The 22,966-nt window shown below is 69.0% G+C and carries 19 protein-coding genes; 9 read left to right on the top strand and 10 right to left on the bottom strand.

The features are described 5' to 3' along the window. Positions 1 to 34: 34 nt before the first annotated feature. The 3 genes from AC5Y5V_RS13760 to AC5Y5V_RS13750 all read right to left on the bottom strand — a co-directional run bounded on the left by AC5Y5V_RS13760 (position 35) and on the right by AC5Y5V_RS13750 (position 3,823). Positions 35 to 1,015, bottom strand: coding sequence for an anti-sigma factor RsbA family regulatory protein (locus AC5Y5V_RS13760; RefSeq protein WP_499935792.1), 981 nt, complete (start codon positions 1,013 to 1,015; stop codon positions 35 to 37). Positions 1,016 to 1,158: 143 nt separating this feature from the next. Further along, positions 1,159 to 2,622, bottom strand: coding sequence for a FadR/GntR family transcriptional regulator (locus AC5Y5V_RS13755; RefSeq protein WP_499935790.1), 1,464 nt, complete (start codon positions 2,620 to 2,622; stop codon positions 1,159 to 1,161). A 7-nt stretch (positions 2,623 to 2,629) separates the two neighbouring features. Next, complete coding sequence (locus AC5Y5V_RS13750; protein WP_499935788.1) at positions 2,630 to 3,823, bottom strand: thiolase family protein; 1,194 nt, start codon at positions 3,821 to 3,823, stop codon at positions 2,630 to 2,632. Positions 3,824 to 3,889: 66 nt separating this feature from the next. On the opposite strand from AC5Y5V_RS13750, the gene AC5Y5V_RS13745 reads away from it, so the two are divergent. Then, the gene (locus AC5Y5V_RS13745; RefSeq protein ID WP_499935786.1) at positions 3,890 to 4,234 is read left to right on the top strand and encodes a Zn-ribbon domain-containing OB-fold protein; all 345 of its coding nucleotides are present in this window, start codon (positions 3,890 to 3,892) and stop codon (positions 4,232 to 4,234) included. Positions 4,235 to 4,257: 23 nt separating this feature from the next. On the opposite strand, the gene AC5Y5V_RS13740 is transcribed toward AC5Y5V_RS13745, so the two are convergent. Continuing rightward, entirely contained in the window at positions 4,258 to 5,094 is an 837-nt protein-coding gene (locus AC5Y5V_RS13740; protein WP_499935784.1) for a class I SAM-dependent methyltransferase, read from the bottom strand. A gap of 112 nt (positions 5,095 to 5,206) precedes the next feature. Between AC5Y5V_RS13740 and AC5Y5V_RS13735 the strand changes: the two genes are divergently transcribed. Then, positions 5,207 to 5,890, top strand: coding sequence for a winged helix-turn-helix transcriptional regulator (locus AC5Y5V_RS13735; RefSeq protein WP_499935782.1), 684 nt, complete (start codon positions 5,207 to 5,209; stop codon positions 5,888 to 5,890). Positions 5,891 to 5,956: 66 nt separating this feature from the next. Here the strand turns inward: AC5Y5V_RS13735 and AC5Y5V_RS13730 are convergent, their stop codons facing one another. The 3 genes from AC5Y5V_RS13730 to AC5Y5V_RS13720 form a co-directional block, all read right to left on the bottom strand. After that, positions 5,957 to 8,131, bottom strand: a complete 2,175-nt coding sequence (locus tag AC5Y5V_RS13730) for an acyl-CoA dehydrogenase family protein (protein WP_499935779.1) — start codon at positions 8,129 to 8,131, stop codon at positions 5,957 to 5,959. 75 nt (positions 8,132 to 8,206) lie between these two features. Next, entirely contained in the window at positions 8,207 to 8,965 is a 759-nt protein-coding gene (locus AC5Y5V_RS13725; protein ID WP_499935777.1) for an SDR family NAD(P)-dependent oxidoreductase, read from the bottom strand. 122 nt (positions 8,966 to 9,087) lie between these two features. Further along, positions 9,088 to 9,729 (bottom strand): chemotaxis protein CheB, encoded by a 642-nt coding sequence (locus AC5Y5V_RS13720; RefSeq protein WP_499935775.1) that lies wholly within the window; start codon positions 9,727 to 9,729, stop codon positions 9,088 to 9,090. 94 nt (positions 9,730 to 9,823) lie between these two features. Here AC5Y5V_RS13720 and AC5Y5V_RS13715 point away from each other — a divergent pair, with 94 nt between their 5' ends. The 6 genes from AC5Y5V_RS13715 to AC5Y5V_RS13690 all read left to right on the top strand — a co-directional run bounded on the left by AC5Y5V_RS13715 (position 9,824) and on the right by AC5Y5V_RS13690 (position 17,155). Further along, entirely contained in the window at positions 9,824 to 10,531 is a 708-nt protein-coding gene (locus AC5Y5V_RS13715) for a Crp/Fnr family transcriptional regulator (protein ID WP_499935773.1), read from the top strand. 53 nt (positions 10,532 to 10,584) lie between these two features. Then, positions 10,585 to 12,126, top strand: coding sequence for an ATP-dependent DNA ligase (locus tag AC5Y5V_RS13710; RefSeq protein WP_499935882.1), 1,542 nt, complete (start codon positions 10,585 to 10,587; stop codon positions 12,124 to 12,126). Between the two features lie 78 nt (positions 12,127 to 12,204). Further along, on the top strand, positions 12,205 to 14,421 hold the full coding sequence (locus AC5Y5V_RS13705) for a carbon starvation CstA family protein (protein ID WP_499935771.1): 2,217 nt from the start codon (positions 12,205 to 12,207) through the stop codon (positions 14,419 to 14,421). A 109-nt stretch (positions 14,422 to 14,530) separates the two neighbouring features. Continuing rightward, the gene (locus tag AC5Y5V_RS13700; protein ID WP_499935769.1) at positions 14,531 to 14,824 is read left to right on the top strand and encodes a hypothetical protein; all 294 of its coding nucleotides are present in this window, start codon (positions 14,531 to 14,533) and stop codon (positions 14,822 to 14,824) included. Positions 14,825 to 14,976: 152 nt separating this feature from the next. Beyond that, positions 14,977 to 16,503, top strand: coding sequence for an Hsp70 family protein (locus tag AC5Y5V_RS13695; RefSeq protein WP_499935767.1), 1,527 nt, complete (start codon positions 14,977 to 14,979; stop codon positions 16,501 to 16,503). Then, positions 16,490 to 17,155, top strand: a complete 666-nt coding sequence (locus tag AC5Y5V_RS13690; protein WP_499935765.1) for a nitroreductase family protein — start codon at positions 16,490 to 16,492, stop codon at positions 17,153 to 17,155. The genes AC5Y5V_RS13695 and AC5Y5V_RS13690 overlap by 14 nt, the downstream gene beginning before the upstream one ends. Here the strand turns inward: AC5Y5V_RS13690 and AC5Y5V_RS13685 are convergent. Continuing rightward, complete coding sequence (locus AC5Y5V_RS13685) at positions 17,152 to 17,628, bottom strand: 2,4'-dihydroxyacetophenone dioxygenase family protein (protein ID WP_499935763.1); 477 nt, start codon at positions 17,626 to 17,628, stop codon at positions 17,152 to 17,154. The two genes, AC5Y5V_RS13690 and AC5Y5V_RS13685, sit on opposite strands and share 4 nt — an antisense overlap. Positions 17,629 to 17,743: 115 nt before the next feature. After that, on the bottom strand, positions 17,744 to 19,036 hold the full coding sequence (locus AC5Y5V_RS13680; RefSeq protein WP_499935761.1) for a PucR family transcriptional regulator: 1,293 nt from the start codon (positions 19,034 to 19,036) through the stop codon (positions 17,744 to 17,746). Between the two features lie 73 nt (positions 19,037 to 19,109). Here AC5Y5V_RS13680 and AC5Y5V_RS13675 point away from each other — a divergent pair, with 73 nt between their 5' ends. Continuing rightward, on the top strand, positions 19,110 to 19,940 hold the full coding sequence (locus AC5Y5V_RS13675) for an oxidoreductase (protein ID WP_499935759.1): 831 nt from the start codon (positions 19,110 to 19,112) through the stop codon (positions 19,938 to 19,940). Positions 19,941 to 20,105: 165 nt separating this feature from the next. Here AC5Y5V_RS13675 and AC5Y5V_RS13670 read toward each other — a convergent pair whose 3' ends face one another. Continuing rightward, positions 20,106 to 22,835: a PE family protein gene (locus AC5Y5V_RS13670; RefSeq protein ID WP_499935757.1), complete on the bottom strand. Its 2,730-nt coding sequence runs from the start codon at positions 22,833 to 22,835 to the stop codon at positions 20,106 to 20,108. Positions 22,836 to 22,966: the final 131 nt, after the last annotated feature.

Raw genomic sequence — 22,966 nt, 5'->3', positions numbered from 1 at the left:
CCGCTGGCGGCGTGCGGGCCCGGCCCGCCGTGAGTTATCCGGTAGGCCCGGGCGACGGTTCGAATCGCAGATAAGCCCGGATCGTCGTCCCGGTCGTGGTGGTGTGTGTGCGGACCAGGTCGGCCATGGCGTTGACCAGGAACAGCCCGCGGCTCGCGGTGCCGCCGCCGCCCGGCTGCCGGTGTCCGACCAACCGATTTTCGAAATTTCCGCTGTCGCGGGCCTCGCATACCAAGTGGTCGTCATGTCGCCAGAAGGCCAGCTGGCAGGCCCCGTGGGTGTACATCAGGCTGTTGGTGGCCAATTCGGTGGCGATCATCTGCAGGTCCTCGGTGCCGTCGCGGGACAGGCCGACCCAGTCCGCGTAGTCGACGGCGAATGAGCGCGCCGGACGCAGGTCCGCGCTCCCCCTGACCGTGTACGTGACGGCCCCCGGGTTCGCCGGCAGCGGCTGATTGCACCGCGCCAGCACCTCGTCGGGCGCGTAGTCGGCACTGCGATGCGCCGATCCGCACCGCCACAGCACGGGATGCGTGGCGCGCGCGCCCGCCAGCACGTCGACGTCCAACTGCCGCGCGTCGTAGAGGCACAGCGCCGTGATCTGGTCGTTCGCCAGGGCGTCGTTGACCAGCGCCTCGTGCTGGATGCAGGCCGTCCGCTCGTCCGCGCTGCGGCCGGGCCAGGCGACCTGGCTGACGATCCGCACCCGCCTGTCCGAATATTCCGCGGCGAACGAACTCGCCAAGGCCATAAACCGGCTCGGGTTACGCGCGACGTCGGTGATGTCGGTCAAGCGCAGATCGGCGGGTAGCCCGTCGCAGGCGCGCCACAGGGTGCCGGCCAGCAACGCCAGTTCCTCCCCGGGCACGGCGACCAGCACCGGCTCACCCATCGTCAACCCGTCGGCGACGAAACCCACGACGAAGTCCACGAATTCGCGCTGCGTGTGGTACAGCAGTGCGGAATGGACGAAGCCTCGTTGCTCGGTGTCCATGGTCTCCATGCTCAGCGTCATGTGCGCTTACTCGCTCTCGATTTCCCCGCAGGTCCAACGCTGGACCGCCCTTGCTGAGTGCACATACCCCGCGAAAGCGTTTCGTATACGTACACCCCCCAAGAATCACACCGATTCGTTACCTGCCCTGCTCTCGACACGCGCTACAACCACCACGACGCGGCCGCATCCAGATGCCGACGCATGCGGTACCGGGCAAGGCTGTCGTCACCGGCGCCGATCGCCTCGCGAATGCGCGCGTGCGCGTGCTCGACGGCGGCCAGATCGTCCCGGGTCGGCTTCGACGCCGGTAACCCCTGCTCGGTGCTGGACCAATGCCGGCGGAACAACTCGACGATGATGCGCAGAAAGAGGTCCAGCACCGCGTTGCCGGCCAGGTGGGACAGCCCGCCGTGGAATCGGTATTCGGCGACGGCGGCGGCGCGGCCATCGGCAGGCGATTCGGCGCCGGGCCGGCCGTCCGTCGCCAGAAAGGCCGCCACCTCACGGTGACGTTTGGCCGCCATCGTGGTGACCTTCGAGACGTTGTCGATCTCGATCGCATCGCGGAGACAGCGCAGGTCCGCGCGGGCCGGCTGGCGGTACTGCAGGTAGAGCGCGATGGTGTCGATGCTGGCCTGCGCCTGCGGCCTGGTGACCACCAGGCCGCCGCCGGGGCCGCGGCGCATGCGGGCGATGGCGTGGTATTCCAGCAGGCGCACCGCTTCCCGGAACACCGCGCGGCTGACCCGGTAGCGCTCCAACAGCGCCGCCTCGGTCCCGAACACCGAGCCGATCCGCCAGCCGTCCGCGGCGATCTCGTCGCCAATGGTGGCGGCGAGTACCTCGGCCAGCTTGCCGCGCGGCGCCTCGTTGACCGGCCGACGGGGCCGCCGCGCCGCCGCGCCGTCGTGCGCGTCGCGCTGCCTCTGCAACCACCGGGTCACCGCCTTGACGTGCTGCTCGCTGAGCGCCTTGGCCCGCGCGGCATCGCCGGCGGTGACGGCGGCGACGATCTCGGAATGCTCCCTGTGCATTCGGTCGACCGCCTCGACGGCCTCGTCGGGCGAGCCGGCGCGGGAGTTGCGCAGGTAGCGCCGGGTCAGGCGCATCAGGACATCGATAAACAGCTGCAGGACAGGATTTTTCGACTGTTCGGCGAGCGCGATGTGGAATTCGTCGCGGATCGGCGGCGACCCGGGCTCCCAGCCCGCCTCGGCACTCAGGACCGCGCGCAGGCGCTCGATGCCGACCTCGTCGATGTGTTCGGCGGCGAGCGAGGCGGCCAGCGGCTCGAGCACCAGCCGCGCGTTGAGCAGGTCGGCCAGCGTGGTGCCCAGGTATTCGAGGTAGATGACGACGGCGCGGCTCGCGGGACCGGCGTCGGGCTCGCAGATCAGCAGCCCGCCGCCCGGTCCGCGCCGCATCCGCGCGACCTGGTGGTGCTCGACGAGGCGGACGGCCTCCCGCAGCACCGAGCGGCTTACGCCGTAGCGCTCCCGCAGGGCGTCCTCGGATCCCAGCGATTCGCCGACGGTCCAGCCGCGGCGCACGATGTCCGCCTCGATGCGCCGCGCGATCCGCGAGGCGCGTTTGTCCGCCCGGTCGGCGACCGGCTGAACGCTCAATGCCGGCTCAGCACGTGAGCAACATGCAGCCCGCGACGGGACCACCGCCCACCGACACCACGCCGACCTCCGGCCGCCGCGCCACCTGCCGCTCCCCCGCGTCGCCCCGCAACTGCAGACAACCCTCGTGCAGCGCCCAGTAGCCGTGCATGCGCCCGGCGGACAGCTGACCGCCGTAGGTGTTCAGCGGCAATTGGCCGTCGCGGGCGATCCGCGCACCACCCTCGACGAACGGGCCGGCCTCGCCGTCGCCGCAGATGCCGAGGGCTTCCAGCCAGGCCAGCGTCAGGTAGGTGAACCCGTCGTACAACTCGGCGACCTGCACGTCCGCCGGTGTCAGCTGCGTGCGCGACCACATCTGCGCCGTCGCATCCGACATGGCCATCTTGGGGTAGTCGTCGCGGTGGAACCAGCCGCCGGCGCCGTCGGACCCGCCGACCGCCTCCACGGCCACCGCGCGGTGCGGGCAGTCGCGGGCGTACTCCGCGTGGGACACCACCACCGCGACCGACCCGTCGATCGGGACGTCGCAATCCAGCAGCCCGAACGGCGTCGACACCGGGCGCGCGCCCAGGTAGTCGGCCATCGTCATCGGTTCGCGGTAGACGGCAAGGGGATTCAGCGCGGCGTTGCGCCTGCCGTTGAGAGCCACCCAACCCAGCTGCTCCTTGGTGGTCCCGTACAGCTGCATGTGCCGGCGGCAGTTCAGCGCCAGCCAGTTCGCGGCGGAATACGCCTGGGCGGCGACGAGATCGTTGACGTCGTCCATTGCGCCGACGGCAGGACGCGGCGCGCCCTCGGGCGTCTCGAACATGCGCGCCAGCGGCGGGGCGGGCGCGTTCTCGTCCTGCTTCACCGGCACCGTGCCGCCGAGCATCTGAATCGTCCGGTAGATGACCACGTGGTGGGCGCGCCGCTCGGCGACCGCACGGCACGCCGACATCACCGGGCTGAGCAGGCCGCCGGTGCCGAATCCACTGCCGCAGTCCGCGGCGTCGATCTGCAGGGCCGCGTTGACCTCGCCCGGCGGGGTGTCCCCTAGGGTCGCGATGCCGTCGATGTCGCCGGCGCTCAGCCCCGCGTCGGCGATCGCGGACCGCACTGCCTCCATCGTCAGGTCGAACCCGGGGATGCCGGTGCGACGGCCGATCCGCGAGATGCCGAGACCGGAAATGATCGCGTCTTTTTCGAAGTAGCTCATCTGTTCCCGCCCGTGAGACCGAACCCGCCGCATGCACCCGAACGAAAAGAGTGTACTGTATTGCTCGTGTCAGCCGAGTCGGGGTCCGCACTGCTCATCGAACACTGCGAGGAATGCGCACGCTGGGTGCATCCGCCCGCAGGCGAGTGCCGCGGCTGCGGCGGCACCTTGGCGGCCCGGCCGGTGTCGGGGCGCGGCACGGTGTTCACCTACACCGTCAACCATCACCCCTACAACCCGGAGATCCCGACGCCCTATGTGATCGCCATCGTCGAGCTCGCCGAACAGAGCGGGCTGCGCGTGGCGGCGAATATCGTTGACTGCGAGCCAGATTCGGTAACGTGCGGGATGACGGTGACGGCCCTGCCGGAGCGCGGCGCCGGCGGCGCGCCGTTGTTCTCACCCAGTTAGCGCGAGCAGACGCCAAGCCCGCGCTACCTCACGCGGGTGGTGACCAGCAGGTACTCCCAGTCCATCGTCGACGTCCCGGCCAGGTACCGGTCGCCGAGTTCGGCCAGCGCCGCGTCCAGCGCGGCGACGCTCTCCGGCTCGTCGGCGATCCCGCGATAGGTGGCGACGGTCGGCCCGTAGTTCGCCTTGAAGTAGTCGCGGAAGGACACCCCGTCGGCGAAGTAGTCCACCCGCAACCCCCGGCGTTGCGCGCCGAAGTCGGTGACTCGCTCGCCCAGCAGGGCCCGCACGTGATTCTCGTTGCCCCACAGCGGAGCCGGCCGGGCGCCCGGCGGCGGAGCGGCCATAAACGGCTTCATTGTCGAGAACATCTGGCCAACAAATCCTTCCGGCGTCCAGCTGATCAGGCCGATGGTCCCGCCGGGCCGGCACACCCGAACCATCTCGTCGGCGGAGTCCTGGTGGTGCGGCGCAAACATCACGCCGATGCAGGAGATCACCGCGTCGAACTCGTCGTCGCCGAACGGAAGCGCCTCGGCGTTGGCCTCCCGCCAGTGCAGGCTGACGCCGCGGGTCTGCGCGATCGCCCGGCCCCGCTCCAGCAGATCCGGGCACAGGTCACTGGCGACCACGTCGGCGCCGGCCAGCGCCGCGGGAATCGACGCATTGCCGGATCCGGCGGCGACGTCGAGCACGCGATCGCCCGCACCGATTCCGCTGGCCTGCACCAACACCGGGCCCAGCGGTGCCACCACGTCGGTCGCCACGTTGGTGTAGTCGCCCAGCGCCCACAGGGCCCGGTGCTTGCTTTCGTATCCGCGATCGGCGGTCGCGGGGTCCGTTCCTGTCACAGCGGTCATCGTGTCGCCCCTTCCCGGCTCGTCATTGCCTCAATTGCACCGCCAGAACTGAACCGGTAAAAGTTCAACATCTGTACTAGTCAATCCCGCCGCCCCGGCGTCTACTGATGGGGTGTCCACATATAGCCAGTTCTGCCCGATGGCCAAGGCGATGGAGCTGCTCGACGAACGCTGGACGTTGCTCGTCGTGCGCGAGTTGCTCAAGGGCAGTTCGCATTTCAACGAGCTACGGCGCGGGCTGCCCAAGATGTCGCCGGCGCTGCTGTCCAAGCGACTGAAGTCGCTCGACCGCGCCGGCGTCGTCGAGCGCACCGAGCTCGATGGCCGCACGTCCTATGCGTTGACGCCCTGCGGCCAGGAACTCGCGCCCGTGGTGAACGCGCTCGGCGAGTGGGGTGTGCGTTGGATTCCCGAGATCGGCGACGACGAACTCGATCCGCACCTGCTGATGTGGGACATCCGCCGCACCGTGCCCGTCGACGCCTGGCCGCGGGCGCGCACCGTGGTGGCGTTCCGGTTGACCGGCGTCGCCGCCAAGGCCGCCGGCTGGTGGTTGGTGGTTTCCGACGGGCCCGAAAGATCTGCGGACATCTGCGATTTCGATCCGGGTTACGAGGTGGCCGCGACGGTCGAGACCAGCCTGCGCACGCTGACGGAGCTGTGGCGCGGCGACGTGTCGTGGTCGCGGGCGCTGCTCAACGGCAGCGTGACCGTGCACGGCGTCGGCGATGCGCGTCGGGCCGTGCCGCGCTGGCTCGGTCAGTCGACCCTGGCCGCTGTCCCGCGCCCGGCCTGACCGCGAGCAGACACAAAAGCACCCGCACGCCGGCCAAAAGGGGGCTTTTGCGTCTGCTCGCGAGGGTCAGTTGATCAGCGGGTCGCGAGGCATGCCCAGGATCCGCTCGGCGATCTGGTTGCGGGCCACCTCCGAGGTTCCGCCGGCGATCGCCATGCCGCGGGCACCCATGACGAGCCGCCCGGCGACCGCGCCGGGCCCGTCCAGCAGCGCGGTCTCGGCCCCGGCCAGCGCCGTCGAGATGGCGGCGCCCTCGATCATGTGCTCGGCGAGCTTCAGCTTGGTGACGTTGCCTTCGGGCCCCGGACCCGCTCCCTCGACGCTGCGCGCGGCGCGGCGCAGGTTCAGCAGACGCAGCGCGTTTTCCTCGGCGAGGTAGAAGCCGACGCGAATCGGCGCCCCCGCCAAGCGATCCGAAGGCTGCTGCGCCAGCTTCACGAGCTCCGGCGCGAGGGCCTCGTAGAAGGACCCGCTGCCGCCGATGCTGACGCGCTCGTTGCCCAGCGTCGCGCGCGCCACCGTCCAGCCGGAGTTGGGCGCCCCGACGACGTCCTCGTCCGGAACGAACAGGTCGTTGAAGAACACCTCGTTGAATTCCGAGCCGCCGGTGATTTGCCGCAGCGGCCGCACCTCGACCTCGGGCGCCTTCATGTCGACGATCACCGTGGTGATGCCGGCGTGCTTGGGGACGTTGGGGTCGGTGCGGACGGTCGCCAGACCGCGCGCGCAGTACTGCGCCCCGCTGGTCCACACCTTCTGCCCGTTGATCTTCCAGCCGCCGTCCACCCGGGTGGCCTTGGTCTTGACGGAGGCGGCGTCCGAGCCGGCGTCGGGCTCGGAGAACAGCTGGCACCAGATCTCGTCCTTGCGCAGCGCCTTCTCTACGAATCTTTCGATCTGCCAAGGTGTTCCGTGCTGGATCAGGGTGAGGATGACCCACCCGGTGATGCCGTAGTCGGGACGCCTGATGCCCGCGGCGCGGAACTCCTCCTCGGTCACCAGCTGCTCCACCGCGTCGGCGGCGCGGCCCCACGGCTTGGGCCAGTGCGGCATCACGTAGCCGGTCTCGATCAGCTTGTCCCGCTGCGCCTCCTTGCCCAGCACGGCGATCTCGGCGGCGTCGGCGCGGATCCGGGTGCGCAGTTCCTCGGCCTCCGGCGGCAGGTCCAGGCTGTTGTCCCGCGCGACGCCGGCCGCGGTGAAGTCGAAGACGTCCCGGGCCGGTGCCTCCCCGCCGAACAGCGCCGCGATCACCAGCGCCCGGCGCAGGTGCAGGTGCGCGTCGTGCTCCCAGGTGTAACCGATTCCGCCGTGCACCTGGATGTTCAGTTCGGCGTTGCGCGCGTAGGCCGGGAATGCCAGCGCCGCCGCCACCGCGGCCGCCAACCGGAACTGCTGCTCGTCCTCCGTGGCCGCCCGCGACGCGTCCCACACCGCCGCGACCGCCGATTCGGAAGCCACCACCATGTTCGCGCAATGATGCTTTATCGCCTGGAAAGTGGCGATGGTGCGCCCGAACTGCTGGCGCACCTTGGCGTATTCCACCGCGGACTCGACGCAGTCCGTCGTGCCGCCCACGGCCTCGGCGGCCAGCAGCGTCCGCGCCCGGGCCAGCAGCGACGGCGCCGCCCCCGGCAGGACGTCCTCGGCCGTCACGCGGACGTTGCGCAGGCGGACGCGCCCGGAGCGCCGGGTCGGATCGTAGTTCTCCGGTACCTCCACCGACACGCCGTCGCGACCGCGTTCCAGCACCAGGACGTCGTCGCCGGCGACGACCAGCAACAGCTCGGCCAGCCCGGCGCCCAGCACGATCCCCGCGTCGCCGTCCGCTGTGCCATCCGGACCGTCGGCGACGCTCGCCGAGCCGCCCAGCCCGATGCCCGCGGTGACGGTCCCGTCGATCAGTCCCGGCAGCAGCCGCGACTTCTGCTCGGCGGTACCGTCTTTGGCGATCACTGCCGAGGCGATCACCGTCGGCACGAACGGCCCCGGTGCCACCGCGCGTCCCAGCTCCTCGATCACCACCACCAGCTCGGGCAGCCCGTAGCCCGATCCGCCGTACTCCTCGTCGATGTGCAGGCCGAGCCAGCCGAGGTCGACCAGCCCGCCCCAGAAGCCCGGCCGCTGCTCCTCGGGCACATCCAGCAGGGATCGCGCGGCCGCCCGTGCCTTTTGCGAGGTCAGGAACCCGCGGGCTACCTCGGCAAGTTCGCGATGGTCGTCGGTCAGTGCGATACCCATCTGGGCCCTCCTCGCAGCGCTGCTGATTCCCTAAAGAGTGTACTTATTTGCGCGCGGCGGCCCCGACGGGGTCGATCACTTGGGCGCGAAGCGCTGTCCCGCGTCCAGCCGCAGACACTGACCGTTGAGCATGGGGTTGTCCACGATCGCGGCGACCAGCTTCGCGTACTCGACGGGCCGGCCCATCCGCTTGGGGAAGGCGGCATCGCGGGTCAGCATGGCCGCCATCTCGTCGGGCACCATCTGCGTCAGGCCGGTCAGGAACAGGCTCGGGGCAATAGCCAGCACCCGGATGCCCAGCGAGCCCAGGTCACGCGCCATCGTCAGGCACATTCCGGCGATGCCCGCCTTGGCGGCGGTGTAGGCGACCTGCCCGATCTGGCCCTCGAACGCCGCGATCGAGGCGGTGTTGATGATGACGCCGCGCTCCTCGTCTTCGGGCTCGTTCTTGCTCATGTGCGCCGCGGCCAGCCGGCTGATGTTGAAGGTGGCGATCAGGTTGAGGTCGATGACGGACTGGAAGGACTCGAGGTCGTGCGGGCCGGACTTGGTCATCGTCCGCTTGGCGATGCCCCCGCCCGCGGTCGTCACGATGACGTGCAGGCCGCCCAGGTCGTCGACCGCGCTCTGCAGCGTCTCCTCGGTGCCGGTGAAGTCGGTGACGTCGACGGGGTAGAACTTGCCGCCAATCCCTTCGGCAACGACCTTGCCGTCCGAGTTCTCCCGATCGAGCACGGCGACCTGCGCGCCACGCTCGTGCAGGAGTTCGGCGCTGGCCCGCCCCATCCCCGAGGCGCCGCCGATGACGACGACCTTCTTTCCGCTGATCTCCATCCGGACCTCCCATGTGTGGCTTGTCAGAATCCTGGCGATTTGTAACGTCAACTAGGCACGCTAGCCTGTCCGCTTCAGCGGGTCGTCACCGAGCCATGCCCCACGCCACATCCATGCCGTGACTACGAGGTCAGTTGGGCCCAATGCGGTAGCGGTACGGTCAGCAGCTCGGCTGCCCCCGGTGCGGTTGTCAAGGCCAGCAGCGCAGTCGAAATGCGATGCAAGGGCAACACGAAGTCGGCGCAGCCGGTGGCCAGGGCGCTGGAGGGCATGCTTGCGGCCCGCGCGCACGACGGGTCTTGAACCAGCACGCGGCCACCGTGGGCCTTCACGGCGCGGCAGCCTTGGCTGCCGTCGGCCTGATACCCGGTCAGCACCACCGCGATCGTCGCCCCCGCCTGCGCCGAGCTGATCAGCAAGGCATCGCCGGGCAAGACGTCCCGGGATGATCGCCGCAGTAGCCATAACCGGTTCTCGTCGATGGTTGCCGTCGTGGCGCCGGGAACCACGGTCACCCCGGGCTGCAGCGCGGTCGACCCGTTTTCGGCAACTCGCACCGTCAGCTCGGTCTTGCGAGCGAGTACGGTGACCAGCGCATCGGGAGCAAACGTCTGGGAACGGTGTTGCACGACCACGACCGGCACCGGAAACCATGACGGCAGACCGGCGAGCACCGCACTGATGGCATCCATTCCGCCCAGCGAGGCCACCAGGACTACGCAGGAAAAATTCGGCTTCCCTGCCATCTGTCGGGTGGCGGACACATGGGCCAGCGTAGACGTTCTGTCGGCTTGCTGACATAAGCCGCCGAAACGCGGGTAGCCAGCGGACAGCACGACTCGATCAAGGAACCGACCTGTGACTGCTGATGATTTCCGGCGCAACGCCATCCTGGCGCAACTGCCGGACGGTGAATATTTCCGGCTCGAAACGCACCTGAGGCTGCAAAAGTCGGAGCTAAGAAGTACGGCTTACGAGCCAGGCGTGCCGATCGCCGACGTCTACTTTCCACTGACTTCGGTGTATTCACTGATCGCTATGGTCGACCGCCGAAGCAGCGTTGAGGTGGCGACCATCGGCTACGAAGGCATGGTGGGACTTCCGGTGTTTCTGGGCGCATCGAGCAGTCCGCAGTCGGCGTTTTGTCAGGTTCCCGGCGAGACCGCCCGGATAAGCGTCGTTGAATTTCGCAACGCGCTGAGCCGCGACGGTGCGCTGCACTCCCTGCTGAACCGCTTCACTCAGGCCACCATGGTTCAGGTCGCGCAGAACGTCGTGTGCAACCGTAGTCACTCCGCCGAAGCCCGCATGGCTCGCTGGTTGTTGACGACTCAGGACCGTGTCCGCAGCGACGAGCTGCGACTAACCCAGCAATTCCTCTCCCAAATGCTGGGGGTGCATCGTCCCACCGTCTCCGAAATCGCTCGACGCATCCAAGATCAAGGGCTGATTTGGTACAGCCGGGGCATTGTCACCATCACCGATCGCGAGCAGCTCGAACGCAAGGCGTGCGAGTGCTACTCCGTCGTCAAGGCCGAGTTCGACGCGATCGTCAAGGACACCTGATCCGCGGCGCCCGCCTCGCAAACATGTCAGCGTGCCGTGCCAAGCTCGGCGATGTGTTCCTTCTCGATGTGGCAACCACGTCTGTTGACGTCGGCGGCACTTCGTCGCGGCTGACCAAGGTCGCCCGCATCGCCGAGCTGCTGCAACGCGCGGCGGTGAACCCCGCGCTGGTCGCGATCCTGGTGTCGTGGCTGTCCGGTGAGCTGCCGCAACGGACCATCGGCGTCGGCTGGGCGGCACTGAAGTCACTGCCGCCGGCCGCCGAGGCCGCCACGCTGACGGTCACCGGCGTCGACGCCACGTTCTCCGAGATCGGCGCGGTGTCCGGCAAGGGTTCCCAGGCGCGCCGCGCGGAGCTGGTGGCCGCGTTGTTCACCGCCGCCACCGACACCGAGCAGACCTTTCTGCTGCGGCTGCTCGGCGGAGAGCTGCGTCAGGGCGCGCTCGCCGGGATCATGGCCGACGCTGTCGCCAAGGCCGCGGGAATCCCCGGCGCCGTCGTGCAGCGCGCGGCGATGCTGGGTGGGAACCTGCCGGCGGTCGCGGCGGCGGCGCTGTCCGGCCCCTTGGCCGGGACGGCGGCGGCGCTGGACGCCTTCACGCTGCAGGTCGGCCGACCGGTCGGCCCGATGCTGGCGCAGACCGCCACCAGCGTCCACGATGCGCTCGAACGCCATGGCGGCGCAGCCATTTTCGAGGCCAAGCTGGACGGCGCCCGGGTACAGATCCACCGCAGCGGCGACACCGTCGCCGTCTACACCCGCAGCCTCGACGACGTCACCGCCCGGCTGCCGGAGGTGGTGGAGGCGACGCTGGCGCTGCCGGTGCACACCCTGGTCGCCGACGGTGAGGCGATCGCGCTGCGGCCGGACCGCCGCCCGCACCGATTCCAGGTCACCGCCTCGCGGTTCGGGAGGTCCGTCGACGTCGCGGCGGCCCTTGCGCAACAACCGCTTTCGGTGTTCTTCTTCGACATCCTGCACCGCGACGGCGTCGACCTGCTGGACGCGCCGACCACCGACCGGCTGGCCGCGCTGGACGACCTGGTGCCCGCTCACCAACGCGTCGACCGGCTGGCCACGTCCGACGCGTCGGCCGCCGCCGACTTCCTGGCCGCGACGCTGGCCGCCGGCCACGAGGGCGTCATGGCCAAGTCGCCGACGGCGCAGTATCAGGCGGGCCGCCGCGGCGCCGGCTGGCTGAAGGTCAAGCCGGTGCACACCCTCGACCTGGTGGTGCTCGCCGTCGAGTGGGGCTCGGGACGCCGCCGCGGCAAGCTCTCCAACATCCACCTGGGCGCGCGCGATCCGGCCAGCGGCGAATTCATCATGGTGGGAAAGACTTTCAAGGGCATGACGGACGCGATGCTGGACTGGCAGACCACCCGGTTCACCGAACTGGCCGTCGCGGGCACCGACGGATACGTCGTGCAGCTGCGGCCCGAGCAGGTCGTCGAGATCGCGCTGGACGGAGTGCAGGCCTCCACGCGCTACCCCGGCGGCCTGGCGCTGCGGTTCGCCCGGGTGGTGCGCTACCGCGACGACAAGGGCCCGGCCGAGGCCGACACCATCGACGCCGTGCGCGCGCTGTACTGAGGGCACGCACGCCGCGACACAGCGCAGCGGCGTCGGTAGATTCACACTCGCCAGCGACGCGGCAATGGAGAGGCGCCGGTGAAAGAGCACGTCAGCTACATCCGCACCGACGCCGACCTGCCTCCGGTGGCGATTGTCGACCGCTCCCCCATCGGCGTGACGCAGCGGATCGCCTTCGGCGTCATCGCCGCCGTCGGCGCCGTCGCGTGGGCGGTCGTGGCGTTCGTTCGCGGCGAATCGGTGAACGCGGTCTGGATCGTGGTCGCCGCGGCCTGTACCTACCTGATCGCGTTCCGCTTCTACGCGCGCCTGATCGAACGCACGATCGTCCACCCGCGCGACGACCACGCCACTCCCGCCGAATACCTCGAGGACGGCACCGACTACGTGCCGACCGACCGGCGCGTGGTGTTCGGCCACCACTTCGCCGCCATCGCCGGCGCCGGCCCGCTGGTCGGCCCGGTCCTGGCCGCCCAGATGGGCTACCTGCCATGTTCGCTGTGGATCGTCATCGGCGCGGTACTCGCGGGCTGCGTGCAGGACTACCTGGTGCTGTGGCTGTCCACCCGCAGGCGGGGACGTTCGCTGGGCCAGATGGTTCGCGACGAACTCGGCGCCACCGCCGGGGCCGCCGCGCTGATCGGCATACCGGCGATCATCACGATCCTGATCGCGGTGCTCGCGCTGGTGGTGGTGCGGGCGCTGGCGAAGAGTCCGTGGGGCGTGTTCTCCATCGCGATGACCATCCCGATCGCCCTGTTCATGGGCTGCTACCTGCGTTATCTGCGTCCCGGACGGGTTGCCGAGGTGTCGGCGATCGGCGCCGCCCTGCTGCTGCTCGCCGTCGTCTCCGGCAATTGGGTCGCCGAGACGTCCTGGGGTGCGGCGTGGTTCACACTGTCGCCGGTCACGCTGTCCTGGCTGCTGATCTGCTACGGGTTCGCGGCGTCGGTGCTGCCGGTGTGGCTGTTGCTGGCACCACGCGACTACCTGTCGACGTTCATGAAGGTCGGGACCGTCACGCTGCTGGCCGTCGGCATCTGCATCGCCCACCCGGCCCTCGCGGCGCCGGCGATCTCGCAATTCGCCGGCAGGGGCAACGGGCCGGCGTTCGCCGGGTCGCTGTTCCCGTTCCTGTTCATCACTATCGCGTGCGGCGCGCTGTCGGGCTTCCACGCGCTGGTCTCCTCCGGCACCACCCCGAAGATGCTGGAGAAGGAAGGCCAGATGCGGCTGATCGGCTACGGCGGCATGATGACCGAGTCCTTCGTGGCCGTCATGGCGCTGCTGACCGCGGCAATCCTGGACCAGCACCTGTACTTCACCCTCAACGCGCCCGCCACGCAGACGCACGAGACCGCGGCCACCGCCGCGCGCTACGTCAACGGGCTCGGCCTGGGCGGAACGCCGGTGAGCGCGGACCAGATCAACCAGGCCGCGGCCGGCGTCGGCGAGCAGTCGATCGTGTCCCGCACCGGCGGCGCGCCCACGCTGGCCTTTGGCATGTCCGAGATGCTGCACCGGGTTTTCGGCGGCGCCGGCCTCAAGGCGTTCTGGTACCACTTCGCGATCATGTTCGAGGCGCTGTTCATCCTGACCACCCTTGACGCCGGCACCCGGGTCGCGCGGTTCATCGTCGCCGACGCGCTGGGCAACCTCGGCGGCCCGCTGCGCGCGCTGCGCAACCCGAGCTGGCGGCCCGGCGCGTGGCTGTGCAGCCTGGCCGTCGTCGCGGGGTGGGGCGGGGTTCTGCTGCTCGGCGTGACCGATCCGCTGGGCGGCATCAACACCCTGTTTCCGCTGTTCGGAATCGCCAACCAACTGCTCGCCGGGATCGCGCTGACGGTCATCACCGTCGTCGTCATCAAGAAGGGCCAGCTGAAGTGGTCCTGGATCCCCGGAATCCCGCTGCTGTGGGATCTGGTGGTCACGCTCACCGCGTCATGGCAGAAGATCTTCTCCGCCGACCCCGCCGTCGGCTACTGGACCCAGCACGCCCAGTACCTGACGGCGAAAAACGCGGGCAAGACGAAGTTCGGCGCGGCCGCCGACGCCCACCAGCTCGACGAGGTCATCCGGAACACGTTCGTCCAGGGCACGCTGTCGGTCGTCTTCGCGATCGTCGTCGTCATCGTGTTCGTCGCGGGAATCGTCGTCGCGCTCAAAGCGATTCGCGGTCCGGCGACCCTGAGCGAGGACGATCCGGTGCCGTCCAGGCGGTTCGCACCGGCCGGGATGCTGCCGACGGCCGCCGAGCGCGAACTGCAGAAGCAGTGGGACACGCGTAGTACCTGACAAAGGCAGGTAGTCGACTACGCATCCCAAGGCGCGGCGGTCGAACCTACGTTGAATCCACTGACACGGTCGACTCTCCCGGTCGCCGCATTTCCTGGAGGTAACCGACATGACCATTTCACCGGCCGAAATCGCCACGACCACCACGATCGAGTTCGCCGACGAGCGCGCGACGCAACCGCATCCCGTCGCGACGCAGGCCACCGAGGTCCTGATCACCACCGAACAGGTGCTCTTCAGCACGGCAGCCGCGCGCGGCGTGCGCCGTGAGCGCCCCCGCGGTGCGCTGCGGCGCTTCTTCTTCCCCGCCACCGACGTCTCGCGCCCGCGGGAACGCAACGTGGCCCGGCGCTACGCGTTCCTGGAGAACTCCGTCATGTCGCGCGAAATGGATCGGCTATGAACGTCGTGATCACGCTCGGGTCCGTCGTGACGATGGGCATGGCCGCGTCGGGCATCTACCGACTGCAGGGCTGGCTCGAGCGCGTCGACTACCAGCGCCACTTCGAGGACTGACCGGCCAACTCCCGCCGCATGCTACTAAGATCGGGCGGGATGAAAGTCGGTATCGACTTCGGCACCACCCACACTGTCGTCGCGACCGTCGACAGAGGCAACTACCCCGTCGTCTCGTTCGACGGCGCGGATGCATGGCCGTCGCTGATCGCCGCCAACACCAAGGGCGAGTTGCGTTTCGGGCCCGACGCGGCCGCCGTCCGCCACGATCCGGGCTGGTCGGTCCTGCGGTCGTTCAAGCGCCTGCTCAACGACGCCGGTCCGCAGACCGAGGTGCAACTGGCCGGCCGCGGCTACCCGCTGACCGAGCTTCTCGCGGGCTTCCTGGCCGCGCTCAAGGACGACCTGCACCAGCGCTCCAACGCCTGCCTGCGGCCGGGCGAGGCCATCGACGCCGCGATCGGCGTGCCCGCCAATGCGTCCAGTGCGCAGCGTCTGCTGACGCTGGATGCGTTCGCGGCGGCCGGATTCCGCGTCGTCGCGATGCTCAACGAGCCGTCGGCCGCGGGCCTCGAATACGCCCACCGGTACCGCTCAACCATCACCGCCAAACGCGAGTACGTCCTGATCTACGACCTGGGCGGGGGCACGTTCGACGCCTCGTTGCTCAAAATGACCGGACAGCTCAACGAGGTCGTCCTCAGCGAGGGCATCCAGCGCCTCGGCGGCGACGACTTCGACGACGCGATCGTGCGGATGGTCCTGGCCGCGCTGAAGCTGGACCATGTAGACGCGGCCACCCGTGATCTCCTGCGCGACGAGTGCGCCGCCCGCAAGGAGGCCGTCGGGCCGCAGACCCGCCGCTTCCTGGTCGACCTGAGCGCGGTTGACCGGCCGCCATACTCCTGCGGCATCGACGACGTGTACGCGGTGTGCGCGCCGCTGGTCGACGACACCATCGCGCTGCTGGACCGCGTGCTGCACGACCCGGCCCAGGGCGGGCGCGACATCTCGTGGTCAGAGGTCGCCGGCATCTACGTGGTGGGCGGGGCCGGCGGCTTCCCGCTGGTGTCGCGGATGCTGCGCACGGCGTTCGGCGAAAAGCGGGTGAAACGCTCGCCGTACCCGTTCGCCGCGACGGCGATCGGCCTGGCGGTCTTCCTCGACCACGAGGCCGGTTTCCAGCTGTCCGAACGCTTTTCGCGTCATCTCGGGGTGTTCCGCGAGGCGCAGGCCGGCGCCGACGTCGTCTTCGACCCGATCGTGCCCAAGGACGCCTCGCTGCCCGCGGACGGCCTCAGCCCGCTGGTCGTGCGGCGCCGCTACCGCGCCGCGCATAACATCGGGCACTTCCGATTCGTGGAGTGCAGCCGCCTGGTCAACGGCCGGCCCGATGGCGACGTGACACCCTACGATCCGGTGCTGTTCCCCTTCGACCCGGCGCTGCACGACTCGCAGGACCTCGGGCGCCAGCCCATCGGCCGGTACCACGACGCGCAGGACGGACCCGACGTCGAGGAGCGCTACGTCGTCGCCCCCAGCGGCGCCGTCGAGGTGACCCTGACGACGCAGCCGGCCGGCTTCGAGCGCACGTTCCGGCTGGAACGGGCGCATGGAGCTCTATGACGTGATGCGAACGACGTTCGCGGCACGGGAGTTCACCGACGACGACCTGCCCGACGACGTGCTGTTGCGCATCTTCGACAACGCGCGGTTCGCCCCGAGCGGCGGCAACCGACAAGGTGCCCACATCACCGTGGTGCGTGACGCCGACGTCCGCCGCCGGCTCGCCGACATCGGGGCGCCCACCGCGCAGCGCTACTTCGCCCAGCTGTCGGCGGGTGAAAACCCTTGGAATTCGCTGCATCCCAGCTCCGTCCCGCAGGAAGTCATCGACGCGACACAGATCCCTGACTCTTTCGTGGCGCCGTTCCTGCGGGCGCCGGTGGTGCTCGTCGTCTCCGTCGACCTCGGCGTGGTCGCAGCCGTGGATCAGGACCTGGACCGCGTCGGCGTCGCGGCCGGCGCGTCGGTGTACCCCCTGGTGTGGAACATCCTGCTGGCCGCGCGGGCCGAGGGCTACGGCGGCACCATGACGACGATGGCCATCGCCCAGGAGGCGCAGGTCCGGCAATTACTGGGCATTCCGGACGCTCATGCCGTCGCGGCCTTGGTTCCGTTGGGCAAACCGACGCGTCGGCTGACCAAGTTGCGGCGCCGCCCGGTCGGCGAGTTCGTCACCCGTGACCGGTTCGACGGCGCCGCATTCGACGGCTAGCTAGCGCTCGGCATCCCAACTGTCAGGTCGCGGGCGGGAATGCCGTTGTCCGCGCAGTAACGCGTGTAGCGGGCGATGGACGTCTTGTGGTTTTCCTGCCACAGGATCTTGTTGTCCTGATCGAGGAACAGCAATTCACCGATCATGTAGAAGAAAATCTCTGTGTCCGCGAAGCTTTCGGGAGTGTGTGAGGACCCGGCAACCTCGTACAGGGTGTCGCCGGCGCGCGAGACCCAGTCACTCTCCTTATAGCGCCACGCTCCGCTGAGGGTGTGCCCCACCACAATGCCGGTGTGGTAGTGCGTGCCCAGTTCAATGCCCGGCGGTATCTTCATCGAGACGATGATCTCGGCGCGAACCGGATCGACCTTCCAGTACTTCAAGAACACCTGGTCGCTGAGAGGCGTGAACGGTACCCATGGGTTGTCCGCGCCGTTGACGTAGTTGACGTCGAGCTCTTCGAGAGTTTGCACGCCTCGCTCCTCGTCTCGATGTGGTCCTTGAAGGGCTGAACCCAGACGTTAGGAGACTCAGCGGGCATTCCGCTTGGGGCGCGACGACAGGGTTAGGCGACGGATTGTGTTGGCGTCACAGTGCAACACCGCCGCGGCGGGTCAGTCCGCGGATCGCGGGCAGCAGCGCAAGCGCAACCGACAACTCGAGGGTGTTGGTGTCAATCGTCCGACCGAGAAGTTGTTCAGCCTGATGAACCCGATAGCTGACGGTATTGGGGTGCACCGTGAGCCGTTGCGCGGCTTTGGCGGGGCTGCGGTTTTCGTCGAGGTACACGGCGAGACTGGTGGCAATACGGTACGTCGCTTCGTCATCGGCGGCCAACGGACCCAGGATGCGTTCAACGAACGCCACCGCGTGCTCGCCGTCCGCGCTCGCGAGCGCCGAGACTGCCACCTGGCGATAGCGCGTCACACTGGATGCGCGATCGCCGAGGAACAACGCGACCCGACGAGCGTGTGACGCCTCGATGTGAGTACGCCGGAAGCCGACGATCCCCCACCCCGGCTCGCCCATCGCCACCCGAACCCCTTCCGGCAAGTGGGCGTTGGAACAAATGCGCGTTACCTCCAGCTCGGTGGCGGTAAACGGCTGCGGTCGGCTGAGCCAGGCCGCGATAGCCATGGAACCGGCCGGGTGGACCATCGAGCTTTGCGTGGAGACGGCACCGGCGAGCTGCCTCAGCGCCTCGGCGAGGGCCGTTTGCGTCTCAACCTCGTCGCCCGTCGCGTCCAGCCATGCGCTGACGCCGACATGATTGCGGTTGACGTCGTAGCGCATCCGTGTCGACGCCCGCTGCGGGTCCTCCTCGCGTTCGGCGAGGATGTCGTCAACGGCCGCCGCGCGTGCGGCGCCGGCACCCCGCAGCCATGCCTCCCGTTCGATCTCGTACAGATGCTCACCCCGAACCAAGAGTGCATCGCAATAGGCGAACAACAAGTTGGTCGCGAGGCTGAGTGCCCTGTCCCGTTCGCCCGCCTGCGAGGCCGTCACCCGTTCGAACAACCACTGCCAGGTGTGCTGCTGCCCCACACGTACGGAACGAAGGATTTTGTTGAGCGGAATATTTCGTTGCACGCCAGAGCGGGCGATGACAGCGCTTGGCGGCGCAAGGTCGAATCGGCGCGGATCGTCGCCGATTTCGATGCACTGGGCGATTTGGCGGAGAATCGCTTCGACGCTGGCGAGCTGTTCGGCCACAGCCGTGGCGTCGGGAAATATCTCCGGCAGGTCGGCCTGCAAATGCTCGACTATGCGAGCCGCCAATTGCGGTGCGCACGTTTGCAACTGAGTGGCGACGGGCTTCAGCACCTCGGTCCATGCCCTCTGGGCGATCGGCTCCTGAAGGGGAGGCCAGCGCGGCTCCATGTCGGCAAAATCTAATCTGGTTGTGACGCGGGCACAATGACTGCGAATGCGTCGAGTGGAAGGACTGGCACCTATGTCCACCTGGCTCATCACCGGTTGCTCGACCGGACTGGGGCGCGCGCTCGCCAAAACCGTGATCGGCGCGGGGCACAACGCCGTCGTCACCGCGCGCGACGTCGGCCGGGTCGCCGATCTGGCTGACGCGACGCCCGACCGCGTGCTCGCCGTCGCGCTGGACGTCACCGATGCGGGCCAGGTCACCGCTGCGGCGCGACAGGCCGAGGAGCGGTTCGGCGGCGTGGACGTACTGGTCAACAACGCCGGATACGGCTACCGCGCCGCGGTCGAAGAGGGCGACGACGCACAGGTCCGCGAGCTGTTCGAAACCCACTTCTTCGGGACCGTCGCGATGATCAAGGCGGTCCTGCCGGGCATGCGGGCGCGGCGCGCGGGCGCGATCGTGAACATCTCGTCGATCGGGGTGCAGCTGACTCCGGTGGGTTCGGGCTACTACGCGGCCGCCAAGGCCGCCATCGAGGGCCTCAGCGGGGCCCTGCACGGAGAACTCAAACCGCTCGGGATCTCGGTGACGGTCGTCGAGCCGGGCGCATTCCGGACCGACTTCGCCGGACGCAGCCTGGTGGAGTCACCGACCAGGATCGACGACTACGCGGACACCGCGGGCAGGCGTCGCAAGGAGAACGACACGATGCACGGCAACCAGGCCGGTGACCCCGCCAAGGCCGGCGCCGCGATCATCGCCGCCGTCGAAGCGAGCGATCCGCCCAGGTTCCTGCTGCTGGGTCCCGACGCGCTGGCCGGCTACCGCTACATCGCGGACAACCGCGCCGCCGACATCGCAGCATCCGAACACCTGTCCGCCAGCACAAATTTCGACTCCTGAAAGAAGCTTCGCTTTATGGGAGAAGCTTATTCTTCATCGCCGAGAGACGCGCTACGGTTGGTTTGATGTCAGATTACAAAGATATGTCGGACGACAGCTAACTAACGCCCAGCCCGGCTCACCCACCACGCGACGCAGCCCTTCTGAAACAAACGTGGGTAACCGTCACACAGTCGGTGTACTACCAGCGTTGCCATCGATGTGGCTTCCGATTCCGCCGGCGGTGATCGTTGCAGCACCGCCGCCACCGCCATGGCCTAAACGCAGAAGATACGCAGCTAGCTCCTCGGGCCAATGCGCAGGGTCGTCGCTAAGAAGCAGCGGGGCAGTGCCGCCCCCATCACCGCCATCGCCGCCGTAGGCGTTACCCACTCCGCCGGTGCTGGCCTGACCCCCGTCCCCGCCCCAGCCACCGCGGTCGCTGCCGTAGGTGCCATCACCGCCATCGCCGCCACGGGCATCACCCGTTCCGCTGGCAGCCATGCCGCCGCGACCGCCGTCTCCGCCCGCACCTACCGCCCGGCCGCCGTCTCCAGCACTCGCACCCCAGGCGTCTCCGGCTCCGCTAGTTGCCGCGTAACCGCCGTACCCTCCGGCACCGCCGTCTCCGCTTAGCGAGCCACTATTACCGCCGGTTCCGCCTACACCTCCAACGGCGCTGCCTGTAGAAGCACTGTTATAGATGTACGCGTCTCCACCCGAACCGCCGTTGCCGCCGTCTCCAGCGATGCCGGTGGCACTGCCACCGGCCGCGCCGGCACCACCAGTGGCCGCCCCAGTTCCGTAGGTATATCCATCGCCGCCCGAACCGCCGTTACCGCCGTCTCCATCGATACCAGTGGCACTGCCACCGGCCGCGCCGGCACCACCAGTGGCCGCCCCAGTTCCGTAGGTGTACCCATCGCCGCCCGAACCGCCGTTGCCGCCTCCGCCAGCGCCAAAGCCAGCCGCTCCGCCAGGAGCCCCGATGGCATTAACGGTCGAGTCGCTGTTGTCGATGTGCGCGCTGCCGCCGGCGCCACCGTTGCCGCCGCTCTCGGCGGAGCCGCTGCCGCCGGGCCCACCGGGCCCGGGGGTGACCTGTCCGGTTCCCTGGGTGGTCGCAGAGCCGCCGTTGCCGCCGCTCCCGCCGAAGACGCCGTCGGTGCCGGCCCCGCCACGGCCACCGGTGGCCGTCGCCGCTGAAACGCTGTTATCGATCCACCCTTCACCGCCGGCACCACCACCGCCGCCGCCAGCCGCGCCGTCCCTACCAGCAGCACCGGTGGCATTCCCAAGCCCGGAGGTATACGCGTTCCCGCCGTCGCCGCCTTTGCCGCCGCCACCAACCCCGGTACCCCCGGCCCCACCGGAACCACCCACCACATCCACCGTAGAAGCACTATTGCCGATCGACGCATCACCGCCGACACCGCCATTACCGCCCTGATAAATGGTCCCGATGCCGCCATCACCACCGTGACCAGCGGTGACCTGACCGGTCCCGGCGGTGAAAGCCCAACCGCCGCCACCACCGTTCCCACCGACACCGCCGGCACCGCCAGCCCCACCGGCGCCGCCGCTGGCGGCCGCCGACGAAGCACCATTCTCGATGACCGCACCCCCGCCAAAGCCACCAGAACCACCCGCGCCGTTAGGAGCGGAGCCGCCGCGTCCCCCGTCGCCACCAGCGACGTTTCCGGTTCCTGAGGTGTGCGCTGAGCCACCGTTACCCCCATTGCCGCCGCGGCCACCGTCGCCGCCATTACCGCCGGTCCCGCCGGCGCCTCCGTTGCCATATTGACCGGCGTTGCCGCCGCGGCCGCCATTACCGCCGCTTGCGCCCGCGGCGTTCGTGCTGTAGCCAGCGCCCCCGGTACCGCCGTTGCCGCCACTGGTGACCGGGGCGCCAGCCGCGCCTGTGGTGCCATCAGTTGCGCCGCCACCGCCAGCCGCGCCACCGTTACCTCCCGCGCCCACGCTGCCGGGATCACCTCCGTCACCACCCGTGCCACCGTCAGGATGGGAGGTAGTGCCGGCCGCGCCTGCTCCGCCTGTGCCACCTGCCCCGGCGGCACCTCCGGTACCGCCTTCCCCGCCGTTACCGGCGGCACCCGCGTGCCCGCCGAAAGGTCCAGCGGCCTGGCCACCAACTCCGCCCACGCCGCCGTTGCCGCCGTTGCCGCCGTTGCCGCCGTTACCGCCGTTACCGCCGTTACCGCCGTTGGCACCGGAAACACCGACCGCGCCGTCGCTGCCAGCACCGCCGATGCCGCCAACGCCCCCCTGCCCCCCGGCACCGCCATCGCCGGACAACAGCCCACCATGACCGCCTGCCCCGCCCGCACCACCGGTGCCGCCGCCATCGCCGCGCGCGGTGCCAGCCACGCCTGTCCCCCCGGCCCCCCCTTTGCCACCGTTGCCGAACAGCCCGGCGTCACCACCCTTACCGCCACCCTGTCCGAACGTGCCCGAGCCGCCATTGCCACCGTTGCCGATCAGCCAACCGCCGTCGCCGCCGGGCGCGCCGCTGCCGGCCGCCCCATCTGCGCCATTACCGATCAGCGGGCGCCCAGTTAGCGTCACCCACGGTGACGATGCTGCAAACTGCTCAAGGCCCTGAAGTGGTGACGCGTTGCCAGCCTCAGCGGCGGCGTACGCTCCCGCGTCGCGCGTCAAAAACTGTACGAACTGCGCGTGAAACGCGGCCGCCTTAACGCCCAGTGCTCGATATTCGGCCGCATGAGCGACGAACAACGTCGCGATTGCCGCAGACACCTCATCGGCGCCCGCCGGCAACAGATGTGTTGTCGAGCACGCCGCCGCGGTGGCCGTCTTGAGAGCCGACCCGATACCGCTCAAGTCCGCCGATGCTGCCGCCAATAGCTCTGGCTCAACAATCACAAAAGACGACACCAGCAGTCTCCCCTCAAGCGGCCAGACGCGACTGAGGGTCAGTATTCATCGATAGTCGACAGATTATCTGCGGTTAGCCAAGAATTTCAGTGGCAAAATTCGATACTCATACGCAATTCATCGTCGACGTC

Source organism: Mycobacterium sp. NGS68, assembly GCF_059812195.1.
Note: the sequence above shows the minus strand (reverse complement) of the source record. Positions and strands in the feature narration are given on the sequence as shown.

What these genes read in the sequence shown, in the direction of transcription:
- AC5Y5V_RS13760 (WP_499935792.1), bottom strand. Translation starts at nt 1,015, where the DNA reads ATGACGCTGAGCATGGAGACCATGGACACCGAGCAACGAGGCTTCGTC.
- AC5Y5V_RS13750 (WP_499935788.1), bottom strand. Translation starts at nt 3,823, where the DNA reads ATGAGCTACTTCGAAAAAGACGCGATCATTTCCGGTCTCGGCATCTCG.
- AC5Y5V_RS13740 (WP_499935784.1), bottom strand. Translation starts at nt 5,094, where the DNA reads ATGACCGCTGTGACAGGAACGGACCCCGCGACCGCCGATCGCGGATAC.
- AC5Y5V_RS13730 (WP_499935779.1), bottom strand. Translation starts at nt 8,131, where the DNA reads ATGGGTATCGCACTGACCGACGACCATCGCGAACTTGCCGAGGTAGCC.
- AC5Y5V_RS13725 (WP_499935777.1), bottom strand. Translation starts at nt 8,965, where the DNA reads ATGGAGATCAGCGGAAAGAAGGTCGTCGTCATCGGCGGCGCCTCGGGG.
- AC5Y5V_RS13700 (WP_499935769.1), top strand. Translation starts at nt 14,531, where the DNA reads ATGACCATTTCACCGGCCGAAATCGCCACGACCACCACGATCGAGTTC.
- AC5Y5V_RS13695 (WP_499935767.1), top strand. Translation starts at nt 14,977, where the DNA reads ATGAAAGTCGGTATCGACTTCGGCACCACCCACACTGTCGTCGCGACC.
- AC5Y5V_RS13690 (WP_499935765.1), top strand. Translation starts at nt 16,490, where the DNA reads ATGGAGCTCTATGACGTGATGCGAACGACGTTCGCGGCACGGGAGTTC.
- AC5Y5V_RS13680 (WP_499935761.1), bottom strand. Translation starts at nt 19,036, where the DNA reads ATGGAGCCGCGCTGGCCTCCCCTTCAGGAGCCGATCGCCCAGAGGGCA.
- AC5Y5V_RS13675 (WP_499935759.1), top strand. Translation starts at nt 19,110, where the DNA reads ATGTCCACCTGGCTCATCACCGGTTGCTCGACCGGACTGGGGCGCGCG.